We start from the raw sequence: 21,501 nt of genomic DNA on the forward strand, positions 1-21,501 counted from the left end.
ATGATCCTATGACAACTCTTTTTCATATAGCGCAAAATTGGTTAAACCAAGATCCTGACGCAGAAACTCGTGCAGAATTAACCGCACTTTTAGATGCGGCAAAAGGCGGAGATAAAGCGGCAGAAGCAGAATTACATGCGCGTTTTGATGGTCGTTTACAATTTGGTACGGCAGGTTTACGTGGCCGTTTACAAGCTGGCTCAATGGGGATGAACCGAGTTTTAGTTTCTCAAGCTGCTGGCGGTTTAGCGGAATATTTAAAAGATTACGATAAAGAACCATCTATCGTAATTGGTTACGACGGCCGTAAAAACTCTGATGTTTTTGCCCGTGACACGGCTGAAATTATGGCGGGTGCAGGCGTAAAAGCTTATTTATTACCACGCAAATTACCGACTCCAGTTTTAGCTTATGCTATCCAATATTTTGATACCACAGCTGGTGTAATGGTAACAGCAAGCCATAACCCACCGGAAGATAACGGCTATAAAGTATATTTGGGCAAAGCAAATGGCGGCGGTCAAATCGTTTCACCTGCAGATAAAGACATCGCAGCATTAATTGATAAAGTTGCGGCAGGCAATATCCAAGATTTACCACGTAGCGATAATTATGTAGTGTTAAATGATGAAGTTGTAGATGCTTACATTGCAAAAACAGCATCACTAGCTAAAGAACCCGCTTGCGACATTAACTATGTTTATACCGCTATGCACGGTGTTGGCTATGAAGTTTTAAGTAAAACGCTAGCAAAAGCAGGCTTACCACAACCTCACGTAGTTGCAGATCAAGTTTGGCCAGATGGCACATTCCCAACTGTGAATTTCCCAAATCCAGAAGAAAAAGGCGCGTTGGATTTAGCGATTAAAGTGGCAAAAGAAAAGAATGCTGAATTTATCATTGCTAATGACCCAGATGCAGACCGTTTAGCCGTTGCTGTGCCTGATGCGCAAGGCAACTGGAAATCACTACACGGCAACGTAGTAGGCTGTTTCTTAGGTTGGTACTTAGCAAAACAATATCAAGGTAAACAAGGTACATTGGCTTGCTCACTTGTATCTTCTCCTGCGCTCGCTGAAATTGCGAAAAAATATGGTTTCCAATCAGAAGAAACCTTAACCGGTTTCAAATATATCGGTAAAGTATCTGACTTATTGTTTGGTTTTGAAGAAGCATTGGGCTATTTAGTTGACCCAGACAAAGTACGCGATAAAGACGGTATTTCTGCAGCAATCGTGTTCTTAGATCTTGTGCGTAACTTGAAAAAACAAGGCAAAACTTTAGCGGATTATGCTGATGAATTTACCAAAGAATTTGGTGCTTATGTGAGTGGACAAATCTCTATTCGAGTCAGCGATCTTTCAGAAATCGGAAAATTAATGACCGCACTTCGTAATAATCCACCAGCAGAAATCGCTGGCGTGAAAGTGGCACAATTTATCGACCATACTAAAACAGATCGTCAAAGCGATATCCTTGTATTTAACTTGGAAAATGGCGGACGCTTAATTGCTCGTCCTTCAGGTACTGAGCCAAAAATTAAATTCTACTTAGATGCGCGCGGTAAAGATCCAAAAGATGCCGATCGCGTATTAGCAGAATTTGATGAAGGTGTTCGTCACATTCTTCGCCAAGATGCTTATGGCAAACAAGATTGCTAATTGCTTCTAAAAATAACAATCCGCACTTTTTACGTGCGGATTGTTATTTGGTTTAATTCAGTACTAACCTGCAACTGCGATACGTTTCATATCCGTCATATAACCACGTAATTCTTGACCGATTAATTCAACAGGGTGGTTACGAATTGTATCGTTTACATCGCGTAAGGTGATGTTGTCGATTTCCACTGCTGGAGTAGGTTCGCCTAAGTCGCCTTTTTGAAGGTTAGGGATAATTTCTTTTGCAAGAATTGGGGTTGCTACGTTAGAGAATAAGTAGTTACCATATTCTGCGGTATCAGAAATTACCACGTTCATTTCGTATAAGCGTTTACGTGCGATGGTGTTCGCAATTAATGGTAATTCGTGAAGTGATTCGTAGTAAGCTGATTCTTCATAAATACCACTTGCTACCATCGCTTCAAAAGCTAATTCTACGCCAGCTTTGACCATTGCGATCATTAATACGCCGTTATCAAAGTATTCTTGTTCGCTAATTTTGCCATCATATTTTGGCGCATTTTCAAAGGCTGTTTTACCTGTTGCTTCACGCCATGCGAATAAGTCTTTATCACCATTTGCCCAGTCTGCCATCATTGTTGCAGAGAAGTGACCGCTGATGATGTCATCCATGTGTTTGTAATATAAGAAACCAAGGCTTTCTTTGATTTGTTCAGCTAGTTCAAATGCACGTAATTTTGCGCTGTTTGATAGGCGATCCATCATTAATGTGATACCACCTTGTTTTAACGCTTCGGTAATCGTTTCCCAACCGTATTGAATTAATTTACCTGCGTATGCTGGATCTTTACCGTCTGCCACTAATTTGTCATAACATACGATAGAACCTGCTTGTAACATACCGCAAAGGATAGTTTGCTCACCCATTAAGTCAGATTTTACTTCTGCCACGAATGAAGATTCTAAAACACCTGCTTTATGACCGCCAGTTGCAGCAGCCCATGCTTTTGCGATCGCCATGCCTTCGCCTTTCGGGTCATTTTCAGGGTGGACTGCGATTAATGTTGGCACGCCGAAACCACGTTTGTATTCTTCACGTACTTCAGTACCTGGACATTTTGGTGCAACCATCACAACAGTAATGTCTTTACGAATTTCTTCGCCAACTTCAACAATGTTGAATCCGTGTGAATAACCAAATGCAGAGTCTTTTTTCATTAAAGGCATCACATCAGCAACCACTTTAGAGTGTTGTTTGTCTGGTGTTAAGTTTACGACTAAATCTGCAGTTGGAATTAATTCTTCATAAGTACCCACTTTAAAACCATTTTCAGTTGCACGTTGGAATGACGCACGTTTTTCTGCAATTGCTTCAGGGCGTAAGGCATAGCTAATATCTAAGCCAGAATCACGCATATTCAAACCTTGGTTTAAACCTTGTGCACCACAGCCCACGATAACGATTTTTTTGCCTTTTAAGAAGTTTGCTTCATCTGCAAATTCTTCGCGATCCATAAAACGACAACGACCTAATTGGTCTAATTTTTGACGTAAATTTAAAGTGTTGAAATAGTTAGCCATTTTGTTGTCCTTAATTGTGTAAGGTGAATAATTGTATGATGTTGTGTTTGCATATTTTTTTGTCGTGGTTTGATTATAGGATTTTTTGTTGTTGCGTAAAGTGATATTATGGGAATGTAATGTTGCGATTTATGCAATTATTTTATTTTTTGTGGATTGCATCGTATTTCGCTCGATGAGCGACCTACTTTCTTTTACTCGTGTAAAAGAAAGTAGGCAAAGAAAACACGCCCCAATTAAATCGCAGCTCTTTGCTTTGTTTCAATTTTCTTAACGACAATTTGCTGAACTCGCTATGCTCAAACAGACGCAAATTGCCTGAAAATTGAAAGTCGCAAAGGCGATTTATATGGGGCTCAGAATATATCAGAGCGTTATTAAAAAGTGCGGTTAGTTTTCTGGTATTTTTTTAAATACGCTAAATTTTACCCGCACTTTAAATTGAAGAAAGAACAAATTAGTTCCCTTCTTTGCCGCCTGAGAAATTGGAAACTTGTAGGAAATTTTCGTCTGTTTGAGCGTAGCGAGTTCAGAAAATTTCTGTTAAGCAAGTTTTCAATTTCTCAGGAAATAAGGCAAAGCAGGGCGTGTTTTCTTTTTGCCTACTTTTGCTTTGCACGAGCAAAGAAAAAGTAGGTCGCCATCGGCGAAATACGATATTAAATAAAATAAAAGAAGAAATTATGGAATTTAACGATCTACAAATATTCATCCACCTTAGTGACACAAAAAACTTTGCTAAAACTGCCACCCAAAACCACATGTCCCCTTCCACCCTTTCCCGTCAAATTCAACGGTTGGAAGACGAGCTAGGGAAAACACTTTTTATTCGTGATAATCGGCAAGTCAAACTTACTGAATATGGCGAGAAATTTTTGCAATTTGCTAAAACAGAATGGCAAAACTGGCAACAATTTAAACAACAGCTCAAGGATGAATCAGATGAACTTTGCGGTGAAATTAAACTTTTTTGCTCTGTAACTGCATCTTATAGCCATCTTCCGCACGTACTTAAACAATTTCGCCAGCGTTATCCTAAAGTAGAAATTCAGCTGACGACGGGTGATCCAGCGCTTGCATTAGAGTTGATTCAAACCCAACAAGTTGACCTCGCTATTGCGGGTAAGCCGAATAATCTGCCATCCAGTGTGGCATTTCATAAAATTGATGATATTAGCTTATCTTTAATTGCACCGCGTGTGGCTTGTTTGGCAACACAATTACTGCAAGAAAAAACTATTAATTGGCAGCAAATGCCTTTTATTTTCCCTGTTGAAGGGCATGCTCGGCAGCGGATTGAGCAATGGCTACGGGAGAAACATATTAAACATCCGAAAATTTATGCTACCGTTGCAGGGCATGAAGGGATTGTTCCGATGGTAGGATTGGGGTTCGGATTAGCGATGTTGCCTGATGTGGTCATTGACAATAGCCCAATGAATAACCAAATTTCCAGACTTAATCTTGATAAGCCTATTGAGCCTTTTGAATTGGTTATTTGTACCCAAAAAAGGAATCTCGAACAACCCTTAATCCGTGCATTTTGGGCGATGTTAGAATAGAATGATTGGCTGTTTAGAATAAGGATTTCTTATGTTTAAAGGTGTTCTCGTTTCATTACTTGCCTCATTTTTATTTGGCTATATGTATTATTTTTCTACGCTACTCAAACCTTTGAGTGGCACGGATATTTTCGGTTATCGGATGATTTTTACGTTTCCCTTTGTTGTCCTTTCCGTGTTTATGTTTAAGCAGAAACATGCGTTGATTCATCGCTTAAAACTCATTAAAAAACAACCGCACTTGGCATTGCCCTATCTTTTTTGCGGCTTATTGATGGGATTTCAAATGTGGCTTTTTCTTTGGGCACCGAATAATGGTAGTTCGTTGAGTGTGTCTTTTGGTTATTTGCTTTTGCCTATTGTCATGGTGGCGGCAGGTCGCTTAATTTTTAAAGAACGTATTTCAACGTTCAAATTTATTGCAGTCGTCATTGCCGCATTGGGTGTGATTTCTAATATTGTGCTAAAAGGCGGGCTTTCTTGGGAAGCCATTGTGATTTGTGTTGGCTATACCACCTATTTTTCCGTTCGAAAAGCATTAAAAAATAGTGATCTTGCCTCTTTTTGTTTAGAGATGTTGAGCCTAATCCCAATTAGCATTTATTTTGCGTTACAAACAGATTTCGCTGTGGTCGAACAAAGCAATCCTAATATTTGGGGGCTGCTTGTATTGCTTGGATTAATTAGTGGCACCGCATTGATTGCTTATGTGATTGCCAGCAACATGTTGCCGATGAATTTGCTTGGCTTACTTGGTTATGTGGAAACCATTATGATGATTTTTGTATCGTTTTTTATCGGTGAACAAATTGATGCCGAAAGTTACCCACTTTTTATTTGTTTAGTGCTCGCTATGATTCTTGTTGTGATTGATGGTGTGTACAAACAGCACGCAAAAGGAAGTTTATAAATGTCATTTAAAGAAATTACGCCACAACAAGCTTGGGAAATGGTTCAACAAGGGGCGGTGTTAGCCGATATTCGCGATGATGCCCGATTTACACACTCGCATCCTAAAGGTGCTTTTCATTTAACGAACCAAAGTTTTTTGCAATTTGAAGAGTTAGTAGATTTTGACTCCCCTATCATTGTGAGCTGCTATCATGGCGTAAGCAGTAAAAATGTAGCGACCTTTCTAGTGGAACAAGGCTATGAAAATGTGTTTAGTATTATTGGTGGATTTGATGGATGGGAGAAAGCAAATTTACCAGTAGAAAGAGAATATTAATTGAAATTATAAAAATATATTGAATTAAGAATTTTATTCATGATTGTACTTAGTAATCTGTCCTTAAAACGAGGGCAAACGGAACTTCTCAAAAATGCTTCTGCTACGATTAATCCCAAGCAAAAAGTCGGTTTGGTGGGGAAGAATGGTTGCGGTAAGTCGTCTCTTTTTTCCTTATTAAAAAAAGAATTAACGCCAGAGGGGGGCGAGGTAAACTACCCATCAAATTGGCGGGTATCTTGGGTGAATCAAGAAACGCCTGCATTGGATATTTCAGCGATTGATTATGTGATTCAAGGAGATCGTGAATATTGCCGCTTGCAACAAGAGCTTGAACAAGCAAATGAACGTAATGACGGTAACGCCATTGCGCGTATTCACGGGCAATTAGAAACCTTGGATGCGTGGACAATTCAATCTCGCGCAGCTTCTTTATTGCATGGTTTAGGATTCAGTCAAGAAGAAACAACCCAGCCAGTGAAAGACTTTTCTGGCGGTTGGCGGATGCGTTTGAATTTGGCGCAAGCTCTGCTTTGTCCGTCAGATTTATTATTACTTGATGAACCGACGAACCATTTGGATTTGGATGCGGTTATTTGGTTAGAACGTTGGTTAGTACAATATCAAGGCACCTTGGTATTAATTTCTCACGACCGTGATTTTCTCGATCCGATTGTGACGAAAATCCTCCATATCGAAAATCAGAAGCTCAACGAATACACGGGCGATTATTCTTCTTTTGAAGTGCAACGAGCCACTAAACTGGCACAACAAACGGCGATGTATCGTCAGCAACAACAAAAAATTTCCCATTTACAAAAATATATTGATCGCTTTAAAGCCAAAGCCACTAAAGCTAAACAGGCGCAAAGCCGTATGAAAGCATTAGAAAGAATGGAGCTGATTGCGCCTGCTTATGTGGATAATCCTTTTACCTTTGAATTTCGTCCACCGCAATCCTTGCCGAATCCTTTGGTGATGATTGAGCAAGCGAGTGCGGGTTATGGCAGCGGCGAAAGTGCGGTAGAAATTTTAAGTAAAATTAAACTGAATTTAGTGCCAGGTTCGCGCATCGGTTTGCTCGGGAAAAATGGTGCAGGTAAATCAACTTTAATTAAATTATTAGCGGGAGAACTGACCGCACTTTCAGGCACAGTGCAGTTGGCAAAAGGCGTACAGCTTGGCTATTTTGCCCAGCATCAATTAGATACTTTACGCGCAGATGAATCAGCCCTGTGGCATATGCAAAAACTCGCACCAGAACAAACGGAGCAACAGGTACGGGATTATCTTGGGAGTTTTGCATTCCATGGCGACAAAGTTAATCAAGCAGTGAAAGCCTTTTCCGGTGGGGAAAAAGCTCGTTTGGTACTTGCGCTAATTGTTTGGCAACGTCCAAACTTATTACTGCTCGATGAACCAACTAACCATTTGGATTTGGATATGCGTCAGGCATTGACCGAAGCGCTGGTGGATTACGAAGGTTCTTTGGTGGTGGTGTCTCACGATCGTCATTTATTACGCAATACCGTGGAAGAATTTTATTTGGTTCACGATAAAAAAGTGGAAGAATTTAAAGGCGATTTAGAAGACTACCAAAAATGGTTGAGTGAACAAAATAGCACATCTGAAAATAAAGTCTCAGAAAAAGTGGGCGATAATGAACATTCGGTTCAAAATCGTAAGGAACAAAAACGCCGTGAAGCAGAGTTACGCCAACAAACTGCACCATTACGTAAAAAAATTACGCAATTAGAAGAAAAAATGAATAAATTTTCTTCTGAGCTTGCGAACATAGAAAATCAACTGGCAGATGCTGAATTATATAATGCGGAAAATAAAGAAAAATTGACCGCACTTTTGGCACAGCAAGTGGATGTGAAGAAAGCATTAGATGATGTCGAAACGGAATGGATGACTGCACAGGAAGAATTGGAAGAAATGCTTCAAGCATAAGGATAGATTATGAATCAAAGCCTTTTTCATCATAGCAAACAACAGGAATATTGCCCTCAATGTGGTGCGCTTTTGCAAATTAAACAAGGCAAAAAAGGGCTGTTTTTAGGTTGCTCTGCTTATCCTGAATGTGATTATTTGCGTCCTTTGCAACGATCGGAGCATAAAGTATTAAAAACACTTGATGAAATTTGCCCGAAGTGCAGTAATTTATTGCAGTTGAAACAAGGCAGTTTTGGGATGTTTATTGGTTGTAGCCATTATCCTGAATGCGATTTTGTGGTGCGGGAAGAATCTGAATCTGAGGAAAAAATTGCTTGTCCTGAATGTAAAACGGGGCATTTGATTTCTCGTCGAGGTCGCCAAGGAAAAATTTTTTACGGCTGTGATAATTTCCCTAAATGTAAATTTTCTTTGCCTACCAAGCCTTATGCCGTGCCTTGCCCAACCTGCCATTTCCCACTTTCCTTGTTAAAAGGCGAAGATGGGGAAAAACAAATTTTCCAGTGTGCAAATAAAACTTGCCGTCATATTTTTGAGCAATAAAAGTAAAAGAGTGAAATGAATAGAGAACAAATCGCCGAGGCCCTTCGACAAAATCAAGTGGTCGCTTATCCCACTGAAGCTGTATTTGGCTTGGGATGTAATCCCCAAAGCGAAAGTGCAGTAAAAAAATTACTTGATTTAAAGCAACGTCCAGTGGAAAAAGGGTTGATTTTAGTGGCTCCTAGCTTGGATTTTTTCCGTCCTTTTGTCGATTTTGAGCAGATTAACGATGAACAGCTTTCTCGCCTGCAAGGTAAATATGAACGTCCAACGACTTGGATTGTGCCAGCTAAATCCACCACCCCGCATTGTCTCACAGGCACATTTGATAGCATCGCGGTACGTTTGTGCGAACACCCTTCCGTAAAAGCCTTATGTGAACTCACAGGGTTTGCATTAACTTCGACTAGCGCTAATCTGACTGGTGAACCCCCTTGCCGCATCGCTGATGAAGTGCGGTCAAAATTTGGTGCAGATTTTCCTGTATTGGATGAACTTGTGGGAGATGCGCGTAATCCATCCGAAATTCGAGACTTGCGCACAAATCAACTTTTTAGACAGGGATAATTTATGGATCTTTATGCCGTGTGGGGCAATCCGATTGCGCAAAGTAAATCGCCATTAATTCAAAGTCAGTTAGCAGCGCAAACGCATCAAACAATGGAATACATCACCAAATTAGGCGATCTTGATGCTTTTGAACAACAGCTTTTGGCATTTTTTGAGGATGGTGCGAAAGGTTGCAATATTACTTCGCCCTTTAAAGAACGAGCTTATCAGCTGGCAGACGAATATAGCCAACGAGCAAAACTGGCGGAAGCCTGTAATACGCTAAAAAAACTCGATGATGGAAAACTTTATGCGGATAACACCGATGGGATCGGTTTGGTGACAGATTTACAACGTTTAAATTGGCTTCACCCAAATCAGCGCGTATTAATCTCGGGGGCGGGCGGAGCAACAAAAGGCGTATTATTGCCACTTTTACAAGCTCAACAAAATATTGTCCTTGCCAACCGCACTTTTTCGAAAGCCAAAGAATTAGCTGAAAGATTTCAGCCTTACGGCAATATTCAAGCTGCCTCAATGGATTCTATTCCGCTACAAACTTATGATGTAGTGATTAATGCAACTTCAGCTGGATTAAGTGGTGGAACAGCTCCAGTTGATACTGAAATTTTAGAATTGGGTTCAGCTTTTTACGATATGCAATATGCGAAAGGCACAGACACGCCATTTATCGCATTATGTAAAAGTTTAGGTTTAACCAATGTTAGCGATGGCTTTGGAATGTTGGTCGCGCAAGCAGCACATTCTTTCCATTTGTGGCGAGGCGTAATGCCAGATTTTGTCGCGGTTTATGAGCAGCTTAAAAAGGCGATGTTATGATTATTCGATGCCCTTGGGTTGGCGAACAACCTATTTATATTGATTATCATGACAAGGAATGGGGAAAGCCTGAATTCGACAGCCAAAAGCTATTTGAAAAAATTTGTTTGGAAGGGCAGCAAGCGGGGCTTTCGTGGATTACGGTTTTGAAAAAACGTGAATCTTACCGTGTAGCTTTTCATCAATTTGATCCGAAAAAAATCGCTAAAATGACCGCACTTGATATTGATGCTTGCATGCAAAATACAGGATTAATTCGCCATCGAGCCAAGTTAGAAGCCATTGTCAAAAATGCGAAAGCTTATTTAGAGATGGAAAAGTGCGGTGAAAATTTCAGTGATTTTATTTGGTCATTTGTCAATCATAAACCGATTGTGAATGATGTGCCTGATTTGCGTACTGTACCAGCTAAAACAGAAGCATCTAAAGCACTTTCTAAAGCCTTAAAAAAACGTGGTTTCGTCTTTGTTGGCGAAACCACGTGTTATGCGTTTATGCAGTCTATTGGATTGGTGGACGATCATTTAAATGATTGTCCTTGCAAAACTCGCTAGTGTTTATGTTGATCTCGCTCCCATAAATCGGCGTATTTTACAAAAGTTGAATGCGCTGATAACACCGCTAATAAAAATCCTTGTTTGCCATCTAAAAAACCCGCTTTTAACAAATACATCTTCACAAAACAACCGATCGCGTGGGTAATTCCTTGCCAAAGTGTGGCTTTTTTTCCTTTAGCTTGGCGTTGGTCTGCCCATGCTTTTGCATAACTTGCGGATTTCACTAGATAATGATGGATGCTTTTATAAGTGAAATGCTCTAAATCCCCTGTTAATTTTTCTACTTTTGTGCCAGCTGGAAATTCCACTTTTTCATGTACAAGTGAGTCGTTATATTGCGCATAGTTTGTGCGATAGAGGCGAACCACATAATCGGGATACCAGCCTGAATGGCGAATTTCACGTCCAAATACTTCACTGACTCGTGGAATTTCATAAACGGTATTTTCTCGATTATTTTTGACCGCACTTAAAATAGCCTGTTGTAGCTTGGGGGTAACGCGTTCGTCTGCATCTAACCAGAGTACATAATCACTGGTTACATATTGTTGGGCCAATTGGCGTTGTTTTCCAAACCCTTGCCAGTCTCTATTTTCATAGAATTTCGCCCCATAACTAAGCGCAATTTCTTTAGTGTTATCTGTGCTGCCAGAATCTAGAATAATAATTTCATCCACCCAATCTTTTACAGTGTCTAAGCAATTGGCGAGGTCTTGTGCTTCATTTTTTACAATCATTGCAACGCTAATTGTAGGCATATTTTCAATCCTTTTTTTGCTATACTAGCCGAAATTTTTTCAAGTATAACCGAATTTCATTTATGTGGCGTTTTTTTTATACCAGCTTGCTTTTAATTTGCCAGCCGTTGATATTGTGTTTTATTGGCTTGCTCAGTGTTAAATCTCCACGTTATCGTCAGCGTTTGGCTGAACGTTATGGTTTTTATGGCAATGCGTCTTGCCCACCACCACAAGGGATCTTTATCCACGCAGCCTCCGTAGGAGAAGTGATTGCTGCGATACCGCTGGTTCGCCAATTACAACAAGATTATCCGCATTTATCCATTACTTTTACAACTTTTACTCCCACAGGTTCAGAACGCGTAAAAGCCACTTTTGGAAACAGCGTTTTTCATTATTATCTCCCCTTTGATTTGCCTTTTTCGATCCATCGTTTTATTAATTTTGTACAACCTAAATTATGTATCGTGATGGAAACAGAACTTTGGCCTAATCTCATTCATCAATTATTTTTACGCAATATCCCATTTGTCATCGCTAATGCTCGTTTATCTGCGCGTTCTGCACATCGTTACGGAAAAATAAAAGCGCGCTTACAAACAATGTGGTCGCAAATTAGCTTGATTGCAGCACAAGATCATATTAGCGGAAAACGCTATGCCACTTTGGGCTATCCAAAGGAAAAATTGAATATCACGGGCAATATTAAATATGATCTCTCGATCACTGATGAATTACGTGAAAAGATTGATGATTTACGATCTCTTTGGGTAAAAAATCGTCCAATTTGGATTGCAGCCAGTACGCATAACGGAGAAGATGAAATCATTTTAAAATCTTACCGCACTTTGTTAGCAAAATACCCAAATTTATTGTTATTGCTCGTTCCTCGCCATCCAGAGCGTTTTAATATGGTGGCTGATTTACTCAAAAAGGAAAAATTCCAATTTATTCGCCGTTCTACAAATGAATTACCAAATGAAAATACCCAAGTGATTTTGGGCGACAGTATGGGCGAGCTTATGTTGATGTATGGCATTTCCGATATTGCTTTTGTGGGGGGAAGCCTTGTGAAACACGGGGGACACAATCCACTGGAACCTCTTGCGTTTAAAATGCCAGTGATTACTGGCAAGCATACTTTTAATTTCCCTGAGATATTTAGAATGTTGGTGGAAGTGCAAGGTGTGTTGGAAGTTAATTCAACCGCAGATGCTTTGGAACGTGCGGTAGAAGCCTTATTAAATTCAAAAGAGGCTAGCGAACGTTTAGGCAATGCTGGCTATGAAGTGCTGATGGAAAACCGTGGGGCATTACAGCGTTTGTTAGATTTATTAAAACCTTATTTGGAGCGTAATGTATGACGAGCGTGATTTATCCTGGCACTTTTGACCCGATTACAAACGGTCATTTAGACATTATTGAAAGAAGTGCGGTAATTTTTCCTCGTGTTTTAGTGGCGGTGGCAAATAGTCCAAGCAAAAAAACGCTATTTTCTTTGGAGGAACGCGTAGAACTTGTTCGTCAATCTGTTGCACATTTATCCAATGTGGAAGTGTTTGGTTTCTCTGATTTATTGGCAAATGTGATTAAACAGCACAATATTTCTGCCATTATTCGCGGCGTACGCACAACAACAGATTTTGAATATGAACTTCAATTGGCTGCTCTTAATCGTTTACTCACAAAAGGCGTAGAGAGCTTGTTTTTCCCACCAGCAGAAAAATGGGCGTTTGTTTCTTCCACCATTGTGCGTGAAATTTATTTACATGGCGGAGATGTGGCGGAGTTAGTTCCTGTGCCCGTGTTTAATGCGTTAAAAGCTCGATGATAAAAATCTTTGTTTTTTTAACCGCACTTATCGCTTTATCTGGTTGTGGTTCTGTGGTCAAACTTATCGATCCAACAGAAAAATATACCGCCTATGCAGGGGCTGCTTATGATCTTGAAATGGCGCAAGAATGGGGATTGCCAATCTTAGATTTGCCTCTCTCATTTTTATTAGACACCGTATTACTGCCCTATGCGTGGGCTCAATAATTCTTATGAAACTCAATCCTCAACAACAACAAGCCGTTGAATATGTAACAGGCCCTTGTCTTGTGCTTGCTGGCGCAGGCTCTGGCAAAACTCGCGTAATCATTAATAAAATAGCCCATTTAATTGAAAAGTGCGGGTATTCTCCGAAACAAATTGCCGCTGTTACTTTTACGAATAAAGCCGCACGCGAGATGAAAGAGCGTGTGGCACATTCCATTGGCAAAGAACAATCCAAAGGCTTGCTCGTTTCCACTTTTCATACGCTCGGTTTTGACATTATTAAGCGTGAATATAAAGCGTTGGGCTTTAAATCAAATATGACCTTGTTTGATGAACATGATCAATTTGCGTTGTTAAAAGAGCTAACCTCTGATGTGTTAAAAGAAGATAAGGATTTATTGCGTGAGTTAATTTCCGTGATTTCTAACTGGAAGAATGATTTGATTTCGCCAAAACAGGCATTTGCGTTGGCGCGTGATGCAAAATATCAAACTTTTGCAAAATGTTATGAGCGTTACGCCACACAAATTCGAGCTTACAATGCTCTTGATTTTGATGATTTAATTATGTTGCCGACATTGTTGTTCAAGCAAAATGAAGAAGTGCGGGCAAAATGGCAGGCAAAAATTCGTTATTTGTTGGTGGATGAATATCAAGATACCAACACCAGCCAATATGAACTGATTAAACTTTTAGTGGGGGATCGTGCCTGTTTCACTGTGGTGGGCGATGATGACCAATCTATTTATTCGTGGCGTGGCGCACGACCAGAAAATATGGTGCGTTTACGCGATGATTTTCCTCGTTTGAACGTGATTAAGCTAGAGCAAAATTATCGTTCAACCCAACGCATTCTGCATTGTGCCAATATCTTGATTGATAACAATGACCACGTGTTTGATAAGAAACTCTTTTCAACCATTGGCGAAGGGGAAAAATTGCTTATTATCGAAGCAAAAAATGAAGAACACGAAGCAGAACGGATTGTCGCTGAGTTGATCGCCCATCGTTTTAGCCGTAAAACCAAATATAAAGATTATGCGATTTTATATCGAGGCAATCATCAATCCCGATTACTCGAAAAAGTACTGATGCAAAACCGTATTCCTTACAAAATTTCGGGCGGTACTTCTTTTTTCTCTCGTGCAGAAATCAAAGATATGATGGCGTATTTACGCTTGGTGGTGAATCAAGATGATGACGCCGCATTTTTACGTATTGTGAATACCCCGAAACGTGAAATTGGCACCGCAACTTTACAAAAACTTGGGGAGTTGGCTCAAGAAAAACACATCAGTTTGTTTGATGCTATTTTTGAGTTTGAACTTATTCAACGCATCACGCCAAAAGCCTATGATTCATTACAAAAATTTGGCCGTTGGATTGTCGAACTTAATGATGAAATTCAACGTTCTGAACCTGAACGTGCGGTACGTTCAATGTTATCCGCAATTCATTATGAAGAATATTTGTACGAATATGCAACAAGCCCTAAAGCGGCAGAAATGCAAAGTAAGAATGTCGCCACGCTATTTGATTGGGTTGCGGATATGTTAAAAGGCAATGAAACCAATGAACCGATGAACCTTAATCAAGTAGTAACCCGCCTAACATTACGGGATATGTTGGAGCGAGGCGAAGACGATGATGAGAGCGATCAAGTTCAACTGATGACATTGCACGCATCTAAAGGATTGGAATTTCCTTATGTTTATTTGATCGGTATGGAAGAGGGTATTTTGCCCCACCAAACTAGCATTGATGAAGACAACGTGGAAGAAGAACGCCGCTTGGCTTATGTTGGCATCACAAGAGCACAAAAAGAACTCACTTTTTCTTTGTGTCGAGAACGCCGTCAATATGGAGAATTAATTCGTCCAGAACCAAGCCGATTTTTAGCTGAATTACCCAATGACGATGTGCTGTGGGAACGTGATAAACCAAAACTAACCACCGAGCAAAAACAAGAAAAAACACAAAACCAACTTGATAGATTGAGGGCGATTTTGAAAGGAGGCTAGAAAATCTAGCTTTGAATTACAAAATAAGAAATAAAAAGTGCGGTTAGATTTTCAGGTGTTTTTGCAAATTGACAGCACTTTAGAACAAAAGACTGCTTGAAAAACCCCACCTTTCATTTTAAAAAAGTGTATTAATTCACTATTTTTCGTTTGAAAAAATGTGAATTTACTACACTATATTGTTAGAAAAATGTATAATTGCTCGACATCCCTTGTTTTAGAGAGGCATTATGCAGCGTAAAATCATACAATCCTTAGAAAAGTGGAAGCACAAAACAAACCGAAAACCATTAATTATTCAAGGAGCAAGACAGGTAGGAAAAACCTGGGCGATGAAACACTTTGGCGAGCAATCATTTGAAAAAGTGGCGTATATCAACTTTGATAATAACCCTCGCATGAAAACGCTATTTTCTGGCGACTATGATATTGATCGCTTGATACTTGGTTTGAAAATTGAAAGCGGTGTCGATATTCAAGCAGAAAACACTCTGATTATTTTTGATGAAGTACAAGAAGTCCCACAAGCATTATCTTCACTCAAACATTTTTACGAAAATGCACCTCAATTTTATATTGTTGCGGCAGGCTCATTGCTTGGGGTATCACTACATCATCAAGTCTCTTTTCCTGTTGGCAAAGTGGACTTTCTACCACTTTATCCTATGGATTTTCATGAATTTTTAACCGCACTTGGCAAACAAGATTTGGTGAAATTGCTTGAGCTAAAAGACTGGTCGCTAATTTCTGCCATGAAAACCACCTATATTGATTTACTCCGTTTATATTATTTTGTCGGTGGTATGCCTGAAGCGGTAAAAGTATTTATCGAAACACAAAATGTCGATGAAGTGCGTCAAGTACAACGTAATTTATTGATGGCGTATGAACAGGACTTTTCCAAACATATTCACGATGGGCAAGCTGTGCAAAAAGTGCGGTCAATTTGGACTTCCATTCCTGAACAGCTTGCCAAAGAAAATAAAAAATTTATCTATGCTCAGCTACAAAAAGGGGCGAGAAGCAAAGACTATGAAATTGCTCTGCAATGGCTAAAAGACAGCGGCTTAGTACATAGCGTACCTCGAGTGAAAAAGCCACATTTGCCGCTTTCCGCTTATCAAGATAACGCCTTTAAATTGTATGGCTTAGATGTGGGGCTGCTTGCCGCGCAAAGCAATTTAGATGCCAGCGTACTGCTAGAAGGTAGCCGTATTTTTACCGAATTTAAAGGTGCTTTAACCGAACAATATGTTTTGCAACAATTGATTGCCACTCAAGAAAATCCCGTTTTTTATTGGGCAACTGAAAAAGGCACTGCAGAGGTTGATTTTGTTGTACAACGTAAGCAAGCTGTGATTCCGATTGAAGTCAAAGCAGAAGAAAATTTAAAAGCGAAAAGTTTGAAAGTATATGTAGAACAATTTCAGCCTGAGCAAGCCATTCGATTTTCCATGGCGGATTATCGGGAACAGGATTGGCTGGTAAATGTGCCGTTGTATGCTTTTTAATATGTTAATTAATAAGGAACTAAATTATGGAATTTCCATTATCTATTACAGCTAATATCAATAGCCACGAAGGTCATTTCTCTAGAAAAATTGAATTAAGATCACCATTAACATTTATTGTTGGTCCGAATGGTTCGGGAAAAACTCATTTATTAAAAGGGTTAAAAGAAAGTTTTAATATTCCCGCGGATAAAAAAGTTCGTTTTATTTCTGCTGGGCGTTTAGGTCCTTTGGAACAATATCGTTCCAATTATGATCAATATCATCGCCCTAATGCGGCAGATAACGCCACACATGGTGATAAATCTTATTCTGAATATCGCCATAAAATAGAAACTATTAATGGAGATTTTCATACACTGTCAGCTCGCACTGATATTTTAATTAAGGTCAGAGAACGTTTACAAAAATTGTTTAAACGAAATATTAAAATTGATTGGGATGCTGGAAATTTAAAAGTATCATTTGCTAGGCTAGATAACGGTAATTCATATTACTCCTCTGGGCGTGAAGCATCCGGTTTATTGCATCTGGTTGGAATTTTATCTGCACTATACGATAATGAAGTCGAGGTTTTACTTATTGATGAGCCTGAAGTTTCATTACACCCACAATTACAAGCCTTTCTACTTAAAGAAATTACACGAGTTGCAGGAATTCCTAAGCAGAATGACTATAAAAAAATAATTGTGATGGCAACACACTCAACGGAAATGATCAAGATTTCTAAAACAGATGATTTGTTATCTTTTATTTTTTGTAATGATTTAAAAGAAAATCCTATTCAAATTCCTAAAGATGCAGGAGAGTTACAAAATAAGCAAGTAAAAGGTCTTGTTGCTCGATTGGGGCAAGAACACAAATTAGCCTTATTTTCTAGAACACCACTTTTAGTTGAAGGCCCATCTGACGTCATTATCTGCAATACACTTTCAGATAAATTATATTTAAATCTTGAAGCAGCAGGTTCACAGATATTGCCGATTAATGGAAAAGAAGCTATGCCTGAAACAGTTAAATTATTTAGACTAATGGGTAAAACGCCAACAGTTTTAGTTGATTCAGATGCTTTTGCAGATAGTTTGGATCTAGTTCGTGCGTATTTTCATGATGATCAAATGCGGAAAGATGCAGATAGATTGGTTAGTGAAATAGGTCATTCAGGTATTTTAGATTTTGCAAAGAATATTTATGACGACTTCTGTTCTTTAGTTCAAAATAACTGGGATAGTATTGCTAACATAGCTCAGAAACATTCATATTTTACCTTATCAGAAAATGAATTATTAAATAAAAAACGCTTAGCTTTATGTACAGTATTCAATGAGCAAAATTTGAATGATGATTGGAATAATATAAAAAATAGACTCTGTGTATTATTTGATATTTTTGAAAAAACAGGATTGTTTATTTTGAGAAAAGGAGCTCTTGAATCCTATTATCATGATAATAATGCAATTACAGATAAAGTTGAGGATGCAGTTACTGAAAGTGAATATATTTTATCTTCATCAGAAGAGCTTGAAAGCAGATATCAAGACATTATAAAGTGCTTGAAATATGCTTCAAATAGTGAACCCATTGATGAATCAAGAGCGATTCGAGATGAATTTTTATCCTTTATTTCACCAATTCATGCCCATTATGCTGAAGGGGCAAAAAATTTGAATGCATTAGGTAGACCATCATCAATATTTCATCATCGAATTAATGATGAAGGGAAACTAGAAGTATCCATAACTAGTAAAGTGCTAGATGTAAAAGGTTTTCCTATTATCTTGAATAAAGATGATGATGTACGAAAAGTTATTAATAATAAGTTAGGAATTGAATAAATTGAATGGTTCTTAAACACTAACATTTTCTTTAATAGGAAGTTTTAGACGGATTAAGACTTTAAGCGGTCAGATTTTGAAGATAATTTACAAAAATACCTAAAAAACTGACCGCACTTTTTCCTAAAAAGCCGTCTAAAATTTCAGACGGTTTTTACTTTTAACGCATCCACAATCAGCTTAAACACATTCGAATGCCCGCGGCGACTGGGGTAATAGAGGTAAAGCGGTTCGTAAGTCATGGCATACTCAGGCAACAGCTCGACCAACTGCCCAGAATGGAGCACTAAAAAACCGTCTTCTAAAAATCCCCTTTGACATTTCCTATCGTTCCCTTTAAATGTGTTCAAGTTTTTAAACATATAAACAAAAGAAACTGAATATGCCACAACAAACCATGGATTTAATGCGCGAGTGCATCCCCATCTTTACCGTGTTGAGTGATGAAAACCGCCATCAAATCCTGCGCGTGCTGTGGGAACACGGCAAGATGAATGTGAATGAGCTGACCGAGCATCTACATCTGTCGCGCCCTGCGGTGTCGCATCATTTGAAAATCATGCTGCAAGCTGGAGCGGTGGCAGTGGAGCAAGTCGACAAAGAGCGGTTTTACAGTATTGCTATGGCGGATGCGGTGGCGAGGTTGAAACAGCTTGCCGATTTGATGGCTCAAAATTGCCAGCTTTTAAAATAGGGTTATCCGTTAACCCTTTATTTTTACCCATATACGTTTACATTTTTAAACTTATCAACTTAAAGGAACGATTATGTTATTCACTCCATTCACTTTTCCAAACGGCAAAACCGCCAAAAACCGTATCTTCAAATCCGCCATGGAAGAACAACTTGCCCAACACGACCAGCCGTCTGAAAAACTTATCCGCCTCTACGACACTTGGGCAAAAGGCGGTGCGGGCGTTTTGGTTACGGGCAATGTGATGGTGGCTGAAAGCGGCAAAGGTTCGATAAAAGATGTGGTGATTTCAGACGACCGCAGTCTTGAAATGCTGAAAAAATGGGCGAAAGCCGGCATGCAAAACGACACACTGCTCATCATGCAAATCAACCATGCGGGCAAACAGGCGCCTGCGGTGGTCAATAAAACGCCGCTTGCGCCGAGCGCCGTACCGTTGGTGGGCATGGACGGCTTTATCAATCCGCCGCGTGAATTGAGTGCCAATGAAATCAACGGGCTGATTCAGCTATTTGTGCAAACCTCGGAAATTGCCGAACAGGCAGGTTTTTCAGGCGTACAAATTCACGCCGCGCACGGCTATCTCATCAGTCAATTCCTCTCGCCGCACCACAACCGCCGTCAAGACCAATGGGGCGGCAGTTTGGAAAACCGTATGCGCTTCCTTTTGGAAACCTATACCGCCATCCGCGCCGCTGTGGGCAAAGATTTCTTGGTAGGCGTAAAACTCAATTCGGCGGACTTCCAAAAAGGCGGTTTTGACGAAAGCGAATCGGTGCGGGTGGTACAAAAACTGTCGGAAATGGGCATTGATTTTATTGAAGTTTCCGGCGGCAACTACGAAAGCCCGCAAATGCTCGCCGCCAAAGACAGCACCCGCAAACGCGAAGCCTTCTTCATCGATTACGCCGAAAAAGCCCGTGCAGTCAGCCAAGCCCCGCTGATTATCACCGGCGGCTTCCGTTCGCAAAGTGCAATGGAAGATGCCTTATCCAGCGGCCATTTGGATTTGGTCGGCGTTGCTCGCCCGTTTGCTTTGGTGCCCGATTTGGCGAACAAAATGCAAAACGGCACCTACCAAACCGTGCAAACCGACCGCATTAAAACAGGCGTAGCGTTTGTTGATAAAAAAGCAGGCGCGATGCTGGAAATGAACTGGTATATGACGCAAATGGATTTGATCGGACAAGGCAAACAGCCTGATTCTAAATTGTCGGCGTGGAAAGTATTGCTGAAAACTTTGTGGGAGAACGGTAAAGCGGGGTTGAGTACCGGCAGGGCTTGATAGCCAATGTAAGGTGGGCGTAAGCCCACGCGTATTATTAATAATATTCTTTTTTCGTGGGCTTACGCCCACCCTACGGGCTGTAGTCTTCCTTATAGTCTGGAAATAACGTGGCAGACAAATATACTTTTAAAAATTAACGTAAAAAGGCATAATAGCAACCACATTTTTTATAATTATTTGTTTTAGGAGCAAAAAGATGAATATTTTATTATTAGACGGCGGTAAGGCATTTGGTCATTCTAACGGCGAGTTGAACCACACGCTTCACAAAAAAGCGAAAGAAGTTTTGACCGCACTTGGACACAACGTCAAAGAAACTGTGATCGATGCTGGCTATGATGTTGAAGCAGAAATCGAAAAATTTTTGTGGATGGATGCTGTGATTTGGCAAATGCCGAGCTGGTGGATGCACGAGCCTTGGACAGTAAAAAAATACATAGACGAAGTATTAACCAGCGGACACGGCAAGTTGTATCACAGCGATGGCAGACACAGCGTCAATCCAACTGAAGGCTATGGTACAGGCGGTTTGTTGCAAGGCAAAAAACACATGCTTTCACTGACTTGGAATGCACCGATTGAAGCCTTTACCCGCGAAGGCGATTTCTTTGAAGGCAAAGGTGTGGATGCTGTGTATATGCCTTTCCACAAACTCAACGAGTTCATCGGCTTGACCCGTCTGCCGACATTCTTATGTAACGATGTGGTTAAAAATCCACAAGTAGAACAATACTTAGCGGACTACCAAGCACACTTGGAAAAAGTGTTTGGATAATTGAGAAATATTCGTTTAGAAGGTGAGCATTTTGGCTCACCTTTTTTATTTCAAACGCTTATCAAACTTTTTGATAGGGAGAGGAATAGACTGAGTTTAGATCAAACAAGCGGTTTAATTTTGAATTGAATTTGCAAAAACATCTAAAAATCTGAC

General features: G+C 39.9%; 20 protein-coding genes and 1 pseudogene. 18 read left to right on the top strand and 3 right to left on the bottom strand.

Features of this window, described 5'->3' with window-relative positions:
- Positions 1 to 8 precede the first annotated feature (8 nt).
- A complete protein-coding gene (locus DV428_RS01750; RefSeq protein ID WP_114908479.1) occupies positions 9 to 1,661 on the top strand; it encodes a phospho-sugar mutase in 1,653 nt (550 codons plus the stop codon).
- A gap of 63 nt (positions 1,662 to 1,724) precedes the next feature.
- Here the strand turns inward: DV428_RS01750 and ilvC are convergent, their stop codons facing one another.
- Positions 1,725 to 3,203 (bottom strand): ketol-acid reductoisomerase, encoded by a 1,479-nt coding sequence (gene ilvC, locus DV428_RS01755; RefSeq protein WP_114908480.1) that lies wholly within the window; start codon positions 3,201 to 3,203, stop codon positions 1,725 to 1,727.
- Between the two features lie 683 nt (positions 3,204 to 3,886).
- Between ilvC and ilvY the strand changes: the two genes are divergently transcribed.
- Genes ilvY through DV428_RS01805 form a run of 8 tightly spaced genes read left to right on the top strand, consistent with a single transcriptional unit; the run spans position 3,887 to position 10,438 of the window.
- Entirely contained in the window at positions 3,887 to 4,765 is an 879-nt protein-coding gene (ilvY, locus tag DV428_RS01770; protein ID WP_114908483.1) for an HTH-type transcriptional activator IlvY, read from the top strand.
- Between the two features lie 31 nt (positions 4,766 to 4,796).
- The gene (gene rarD / locus DV428_RS01775) at positions 4,797 to 5,675 is read left to right on the top strand and encodes an EamA family transporter RarD (RefSeq protein WP_114908484.1); all 879 of its coding nucleotides are present in this window, start codon (positions 4,797 to 4,799) and stop codon (positions 5,673 to 5,675) included.
- Positions 5,676 to 5,993, top strand: coding sequence for a thiosulfate sulfurtransferase GlpE (glpE, locus tag DV428_RS01780; RefSeq protein WP_065249287.1), 318 nt, complete (start codon positions 5,676 to 5,678; stop codon positions 5,991 to 5,993). It begins immediately after the preceding gene.
- Positions 5,994 to 6,032: 39 nt separating this feature from the next.
- The gene (locus DV428_RS01785) at positions 6,033 to 7,949 is read left to right on the top strand and encodes an ABC transporter ATP-binding protein (protein ID WP_114908485.1); all 1,917 of its coding nucleotides are present in this window, start codon (positions 6,033 to 6,035) and stop codon (positions 7,947 to 7,949) included.
- A gap of 9 nt (positions 7,950 to 7,958) precedes the next feature.
- Entirely contained in the window at positions 7,959 to 8,495 is a 537-nt protein-coding gene (locus DV428_RS01790) for a DNA topoisomerase family protein (protein ID WP_114908486.1), read from the top strand.
- 15 nt (positions 8,496 to 8,510) lie between these two features.
- The gene (gene tsaC / locus DV428_RS01795; RefSeq protein WP_114908487.1) at positions 8,511 to 9,062 is read left to right on the top strand and encodes an L-threonylcarbamoyladenylate synthase type 1 TsaC; all 552 of its coding nucleotides are present in this window, start codon (positions 8,511 to 8,513) and stop codon (positions 9,060 to 9,062) included.
- A 3-nt stretch (positions 9,063 to 9,065) separates the two neighbouring features.
- On the top strand, positions 9,066 to 9,884 hold the full coding sequence (gene aroE, locus DV428_RS01800; protein WP_114908488.1) for a shikimate dehydrogenase: 819 nt from the start codon (positions 9,066 to 9,068) through the stop codon (positions 9,882 to 9,884).
- A complete protein-coding gene (locus DV428_RS01805; protein ID WP_114908489.1) occupies positions 9,881 to 10,438 on the top strand; it encodes a DNA-3-methyladenine glycosylase I in 558 nt (185 codons plus the stop codon). Before aroE ends, DV428_RS01805 begins: the two co-directional genes overlap by 4 nt.
- Here DV428_RS01805 and DV428_RS01810 read toward each other — a convergent pair.
- Positions 10,435 to 11,199 (bottom strand): glycosyltransferase family 2 protein, encoded by a 765-nt coding sequence (locus DV428_RS01810; RefSeq protein ID WP_114908490.1) that lies wholly within the window; start codon positions 11,197 to 11,199, stop codon positions 10,435 to 10,437. The two genes, DV428_RS01805 and DV428_RS01810, sit on opposite strands and share 4 nt — an antisense overlap.
- A 62-nt stretch (positions 11,200 to 11,261) precedes the next feature.
- Here DV428_RS01810 and waaA point away from each other — a divergent pair, with 62 nt between their 5' ends.
- The 6 genes from waaA to DV428_RS01840 all read left to right on the top strand — a co-directional run bounded on the left by waaA (position 11,262) and on the right by DV428_RS01840 (position 18,588).
- A complete protein-coding gene (waaA, locus tag DV428_RS01815; protein WP_114908491.1) occupies positions 11,262 to 12,545 on the top strand; it encodes a lipid IV(A) 3-deoxy-D-manno-octulosonic acid transferase in 1,284 nt (427 codons plus the stop codon).
- The gene (gene coaD, locus DV428_RS01820) at positions 12,542 to 13,012 is read left to right on the top strand and encodes a pantetheine-phosphate adenylyltransferase (protein ID WP_012055149.1); all 471 of its coding nucleotides are present in this window, start codon (positions 12,542 to 12,544) and stop codon (positions 13,010 to 13,012) included. Before waaA ends, coaD begins: the two co-directional genes overlap by 4 nt.
- Positions 13,009 to 13,221 (top strand): YceK/YidQ family lipoprotein, encoded by a 213-nt coding sequence (locus DV428_RS01825; protein ID WP_114908492.1) that lies wholly within the window; start codon positions 13,009 to 13,011, stop codon positions 13,219 to 13,221. Before coaD ends, DV428_RS01825 begins: the two co-directional genes overlap by 4 nt.
- 5 nt (positions 13,222 to 13,226) lie before the next feature.
- Entirely contained in the window at positions 13,227 to 15,242 is a 2,016-nt protein-coding gene (gene rep / locus DV428_RS01830) for a DNA helicase Rep (protein ID WP_114908493.1), read from the top strand.
- A 230-nt stretch (positions 15,243 to 15,472) separates the two neighbouring features.
- On the top strand, positions 15,473 to 16,753 hold the full coding sequence (locus DV428_RS01835; RefSeq protein ID WP_114908494.1) for an ATP-binding protein: 1,281 nt from the start codon (positions 15,473 to 15,475) through the stop codon (positions 16,751 to 16,753).
- 26 nt (positions 16,754 to 16,779) lie between these two features.
- The gene (locus DV428_RS01840) at positions 16,780 to 18,588 is read left to right on the top strand and encodes an ATP-dependent nuclease (RefSeq protein WP_114908495.1); all 1,809 of its coding nucleotides are present in this window, start codon (positions 16,780 to 16,782) and stop codon (positions 18,586 to 18,588) included.
- A gap of 143 nt (positions 18,589 to 18,731) precedes the next feature.
- On the opposite strand, the pseudogene DV428_RS09695 reads toward DV428_RS01840, so the two are convergent.
- Positions 18,732 to 18,872, bottom strand: a pseudogene (locus DV428_RS09695) (LysR family transcriptional regulator); the annotation flags it as partial.
- Positions 18,873 to 18,970: 98 nt separating this feature from the next.
- Here DV428_RS09695 and DV428_RS01850 point away from each other — a divergent pair.
- From DV428_RS01850 to DV428_RS01860, 3 genes are all read left to right on the top strand, one after another.
- Complete coding sequence (locus DV428_RS01850) at positions 18,971 to 19,282, top strand: ArsR/SmtB family transcription factor (protein ID WP_114908496.1); 312 nt, start codon at positions 18,971 to 18,973, stop codon at positions 19,280 to 19,282.
- Positions 19,283 to 19,355: 73 nt separating this feature from the next.
- Positions 19,356 to 20,567 carry an NADH:flavin oxidoreductase/NADH oxidase family protein gene (locus DV428_RS01855; protein WP_114908497.1) on the top strand — a complete coding sequence of 404 codons (1,212 nt, stop codon included), beginning with the start codon at positions 19,356 to 19,358 and terminating at the stop codon, positions 20,565 to 20,567.
- A gap of 199 nt (positions 20,568 to 20,766) precedes the next feature.
- On the top strand, positions 20,767 to 21,345 hold the full coding sequence (locus DV428_RS01860; RefSeq protein ID WP_105899134.1) for an NAD(P)H-dependent oxidoreductase: 579 nt from the start codon (positions 20,767 to 20,769) through the stop codon (positions 21,343 to 21,345).
- Positions 21,346 to 21,501: the final 156 nt, after the last annotated feature.

The organism is Haemophilus haemolyticus, assembly GCF_003352385.1.
Classification (GTDB): Bacteria; Pseudomonadota; Gammaproteobacteria; order Enterobacterales; family Pasteurellaceae; genus Haemophilus; species Haemophilus haemolyticus_I.

What these genes read in the sequence shown, in the direction of transcription:
- aroE (WP_114908488.1), top strand. Translation starts at nt 9,066, where the DNA reads ATGGATCTTTATGCCGTGTGGGGCAATCCGATTGCGCAAAGTAAATCG.
- rarD (WP_114908484.1), top strand. Translation starts at nt 4,797, where the DNA reads ATGTTTAAAGGTGTTCTCGTTTCATTACTTGCCTCATTTTTATTTGGC.
- glpE (WP_065249287.1), top strand. Translation starts at nt 5,676, where the DNA reads ATGTCATTTAAAGAAATTACGCCACAACAAGCTTGGGAAATGGTTCAA.
- DV428_RS01785 (WP_114908485.1), top strand. Translation starts at nt 6,033, where the DNA reads ATGATTGTACTTAGTAATCTGTCCTTAAAACGAGGGCAAACGGAACTT.
- ilvY (WP_114908483.1), top strand. Translation starts at nt 3,887, where the DNA reads ATGGAATTTAACGATCTACAAATATTCATCCACCTTAGTGACACAAAA.
- DV428_RS01855 (WP_114908497.1), top strand. Translation starts at nt 19,356, where the DNA reads ATGTTATTCACTCCATTCACTTTTCCAAACGGCAAAACCGCCAAAAAC.
- waaA (WP_114908491.1), top strand. Translation starts at nt 11,262, where the DNA reads ATGTGGCGTTTTTTTTATACCAGCTTGCTTTTAATTTGCCAGCCGTTG.
- DV428_RS01835 (WP_114908494.1), top strand. Translation starts at nt 15,473, where the DNA reads ATGCAGCGTAAAATCATACAATCCTTAGAAAAGTGGAAGCACAAAACA.
- tsaC (WP_114908487.1), top strand. Translation starts at nt 8,511, where the DNA reads ATGAATAGAGAACAAATCGCCGAGGCCCTTCGACAAAATCAAGTGGTC.
- DV428_RS01850 (WP_114908496.1), top strand. Translation starts at nt 18,971, where the DNA reads ATGCCACAACAAACCATGGATTTAATGCGCGAGTGCATCCCCATCTTT.
- DV428_RS01860 (WP_105899134.1), top strand. Translation starts at nt 20,767, where the DNA reads ATGAATATTTTATTATTAGACGGCGGTAAGGCATTTGGTCATTCTAAC.
- DV428_RS01825 (WP_114908492.1), top strand. Translation starts at nt 13,009, where the DNA reads ATGATAAAAATCTTTGTTTTTTTAACCGCACTTATCGCTTTATCTGGT.
- ilvC (WP_114908480.1), bottom strand. Translation starts at nt 3,203, where the DNA reads ATGGCTAACTATTTCAACACTTTAAATTTACGTCAAAAATTAGACCAA.
- DV428_RS01810 (WP_114908490.1), bottom strand. Translation starts at nt 11,199, where the DNA reads ATGCCTACAATTAGCGTTGCAATGATTGTAAAAAATGAAGCACAAGAC.
- rep (WP_114908493.1), top strand. Translation starts at nt 13,227, where the DNA reads ATGAAACTCAATCCTCAACAACAACAAGCCGTTGAATATGTAACAGGC.
- DV428_RS01840 (WP_114908495.1), top strand. Translation starts at nt 16,780, where the DNA reads ATGGAATTTCCATTATCTATTACAGCTAATATCAATAGCCACGAAGGT.
- DV428_RS01750 (WP_114908479.1), top strand. Translation starts at nt 9, where the DNA reads ATGACAACTCTTTTTCATATAGCGCAAAATTGGTTAAACCAAGATCCT.
- DV428_RS01805 (WP_114908489.1), top strand. Translation starts at nt 9,881, where the DNA reads ATGATTATTCGATGCCCTTGGGTTGGCGAACAACCTATTTATATTGAT.
- DV428_RS01790 (WP_114908486.1), top strand. Translation starts at nt 7,959, where the DNA reads ATGAATCAAAGCCTTTTTCATCATAGCAAACAACAGGAATATTGCCCT.
- coaD (WP_012055149.1), top strand. Translation starts at nt 12,542, where the DNA reads ATGACGAGCGTGATTTATCCTGGCACTTTTGACCCGATTACAAACGGT.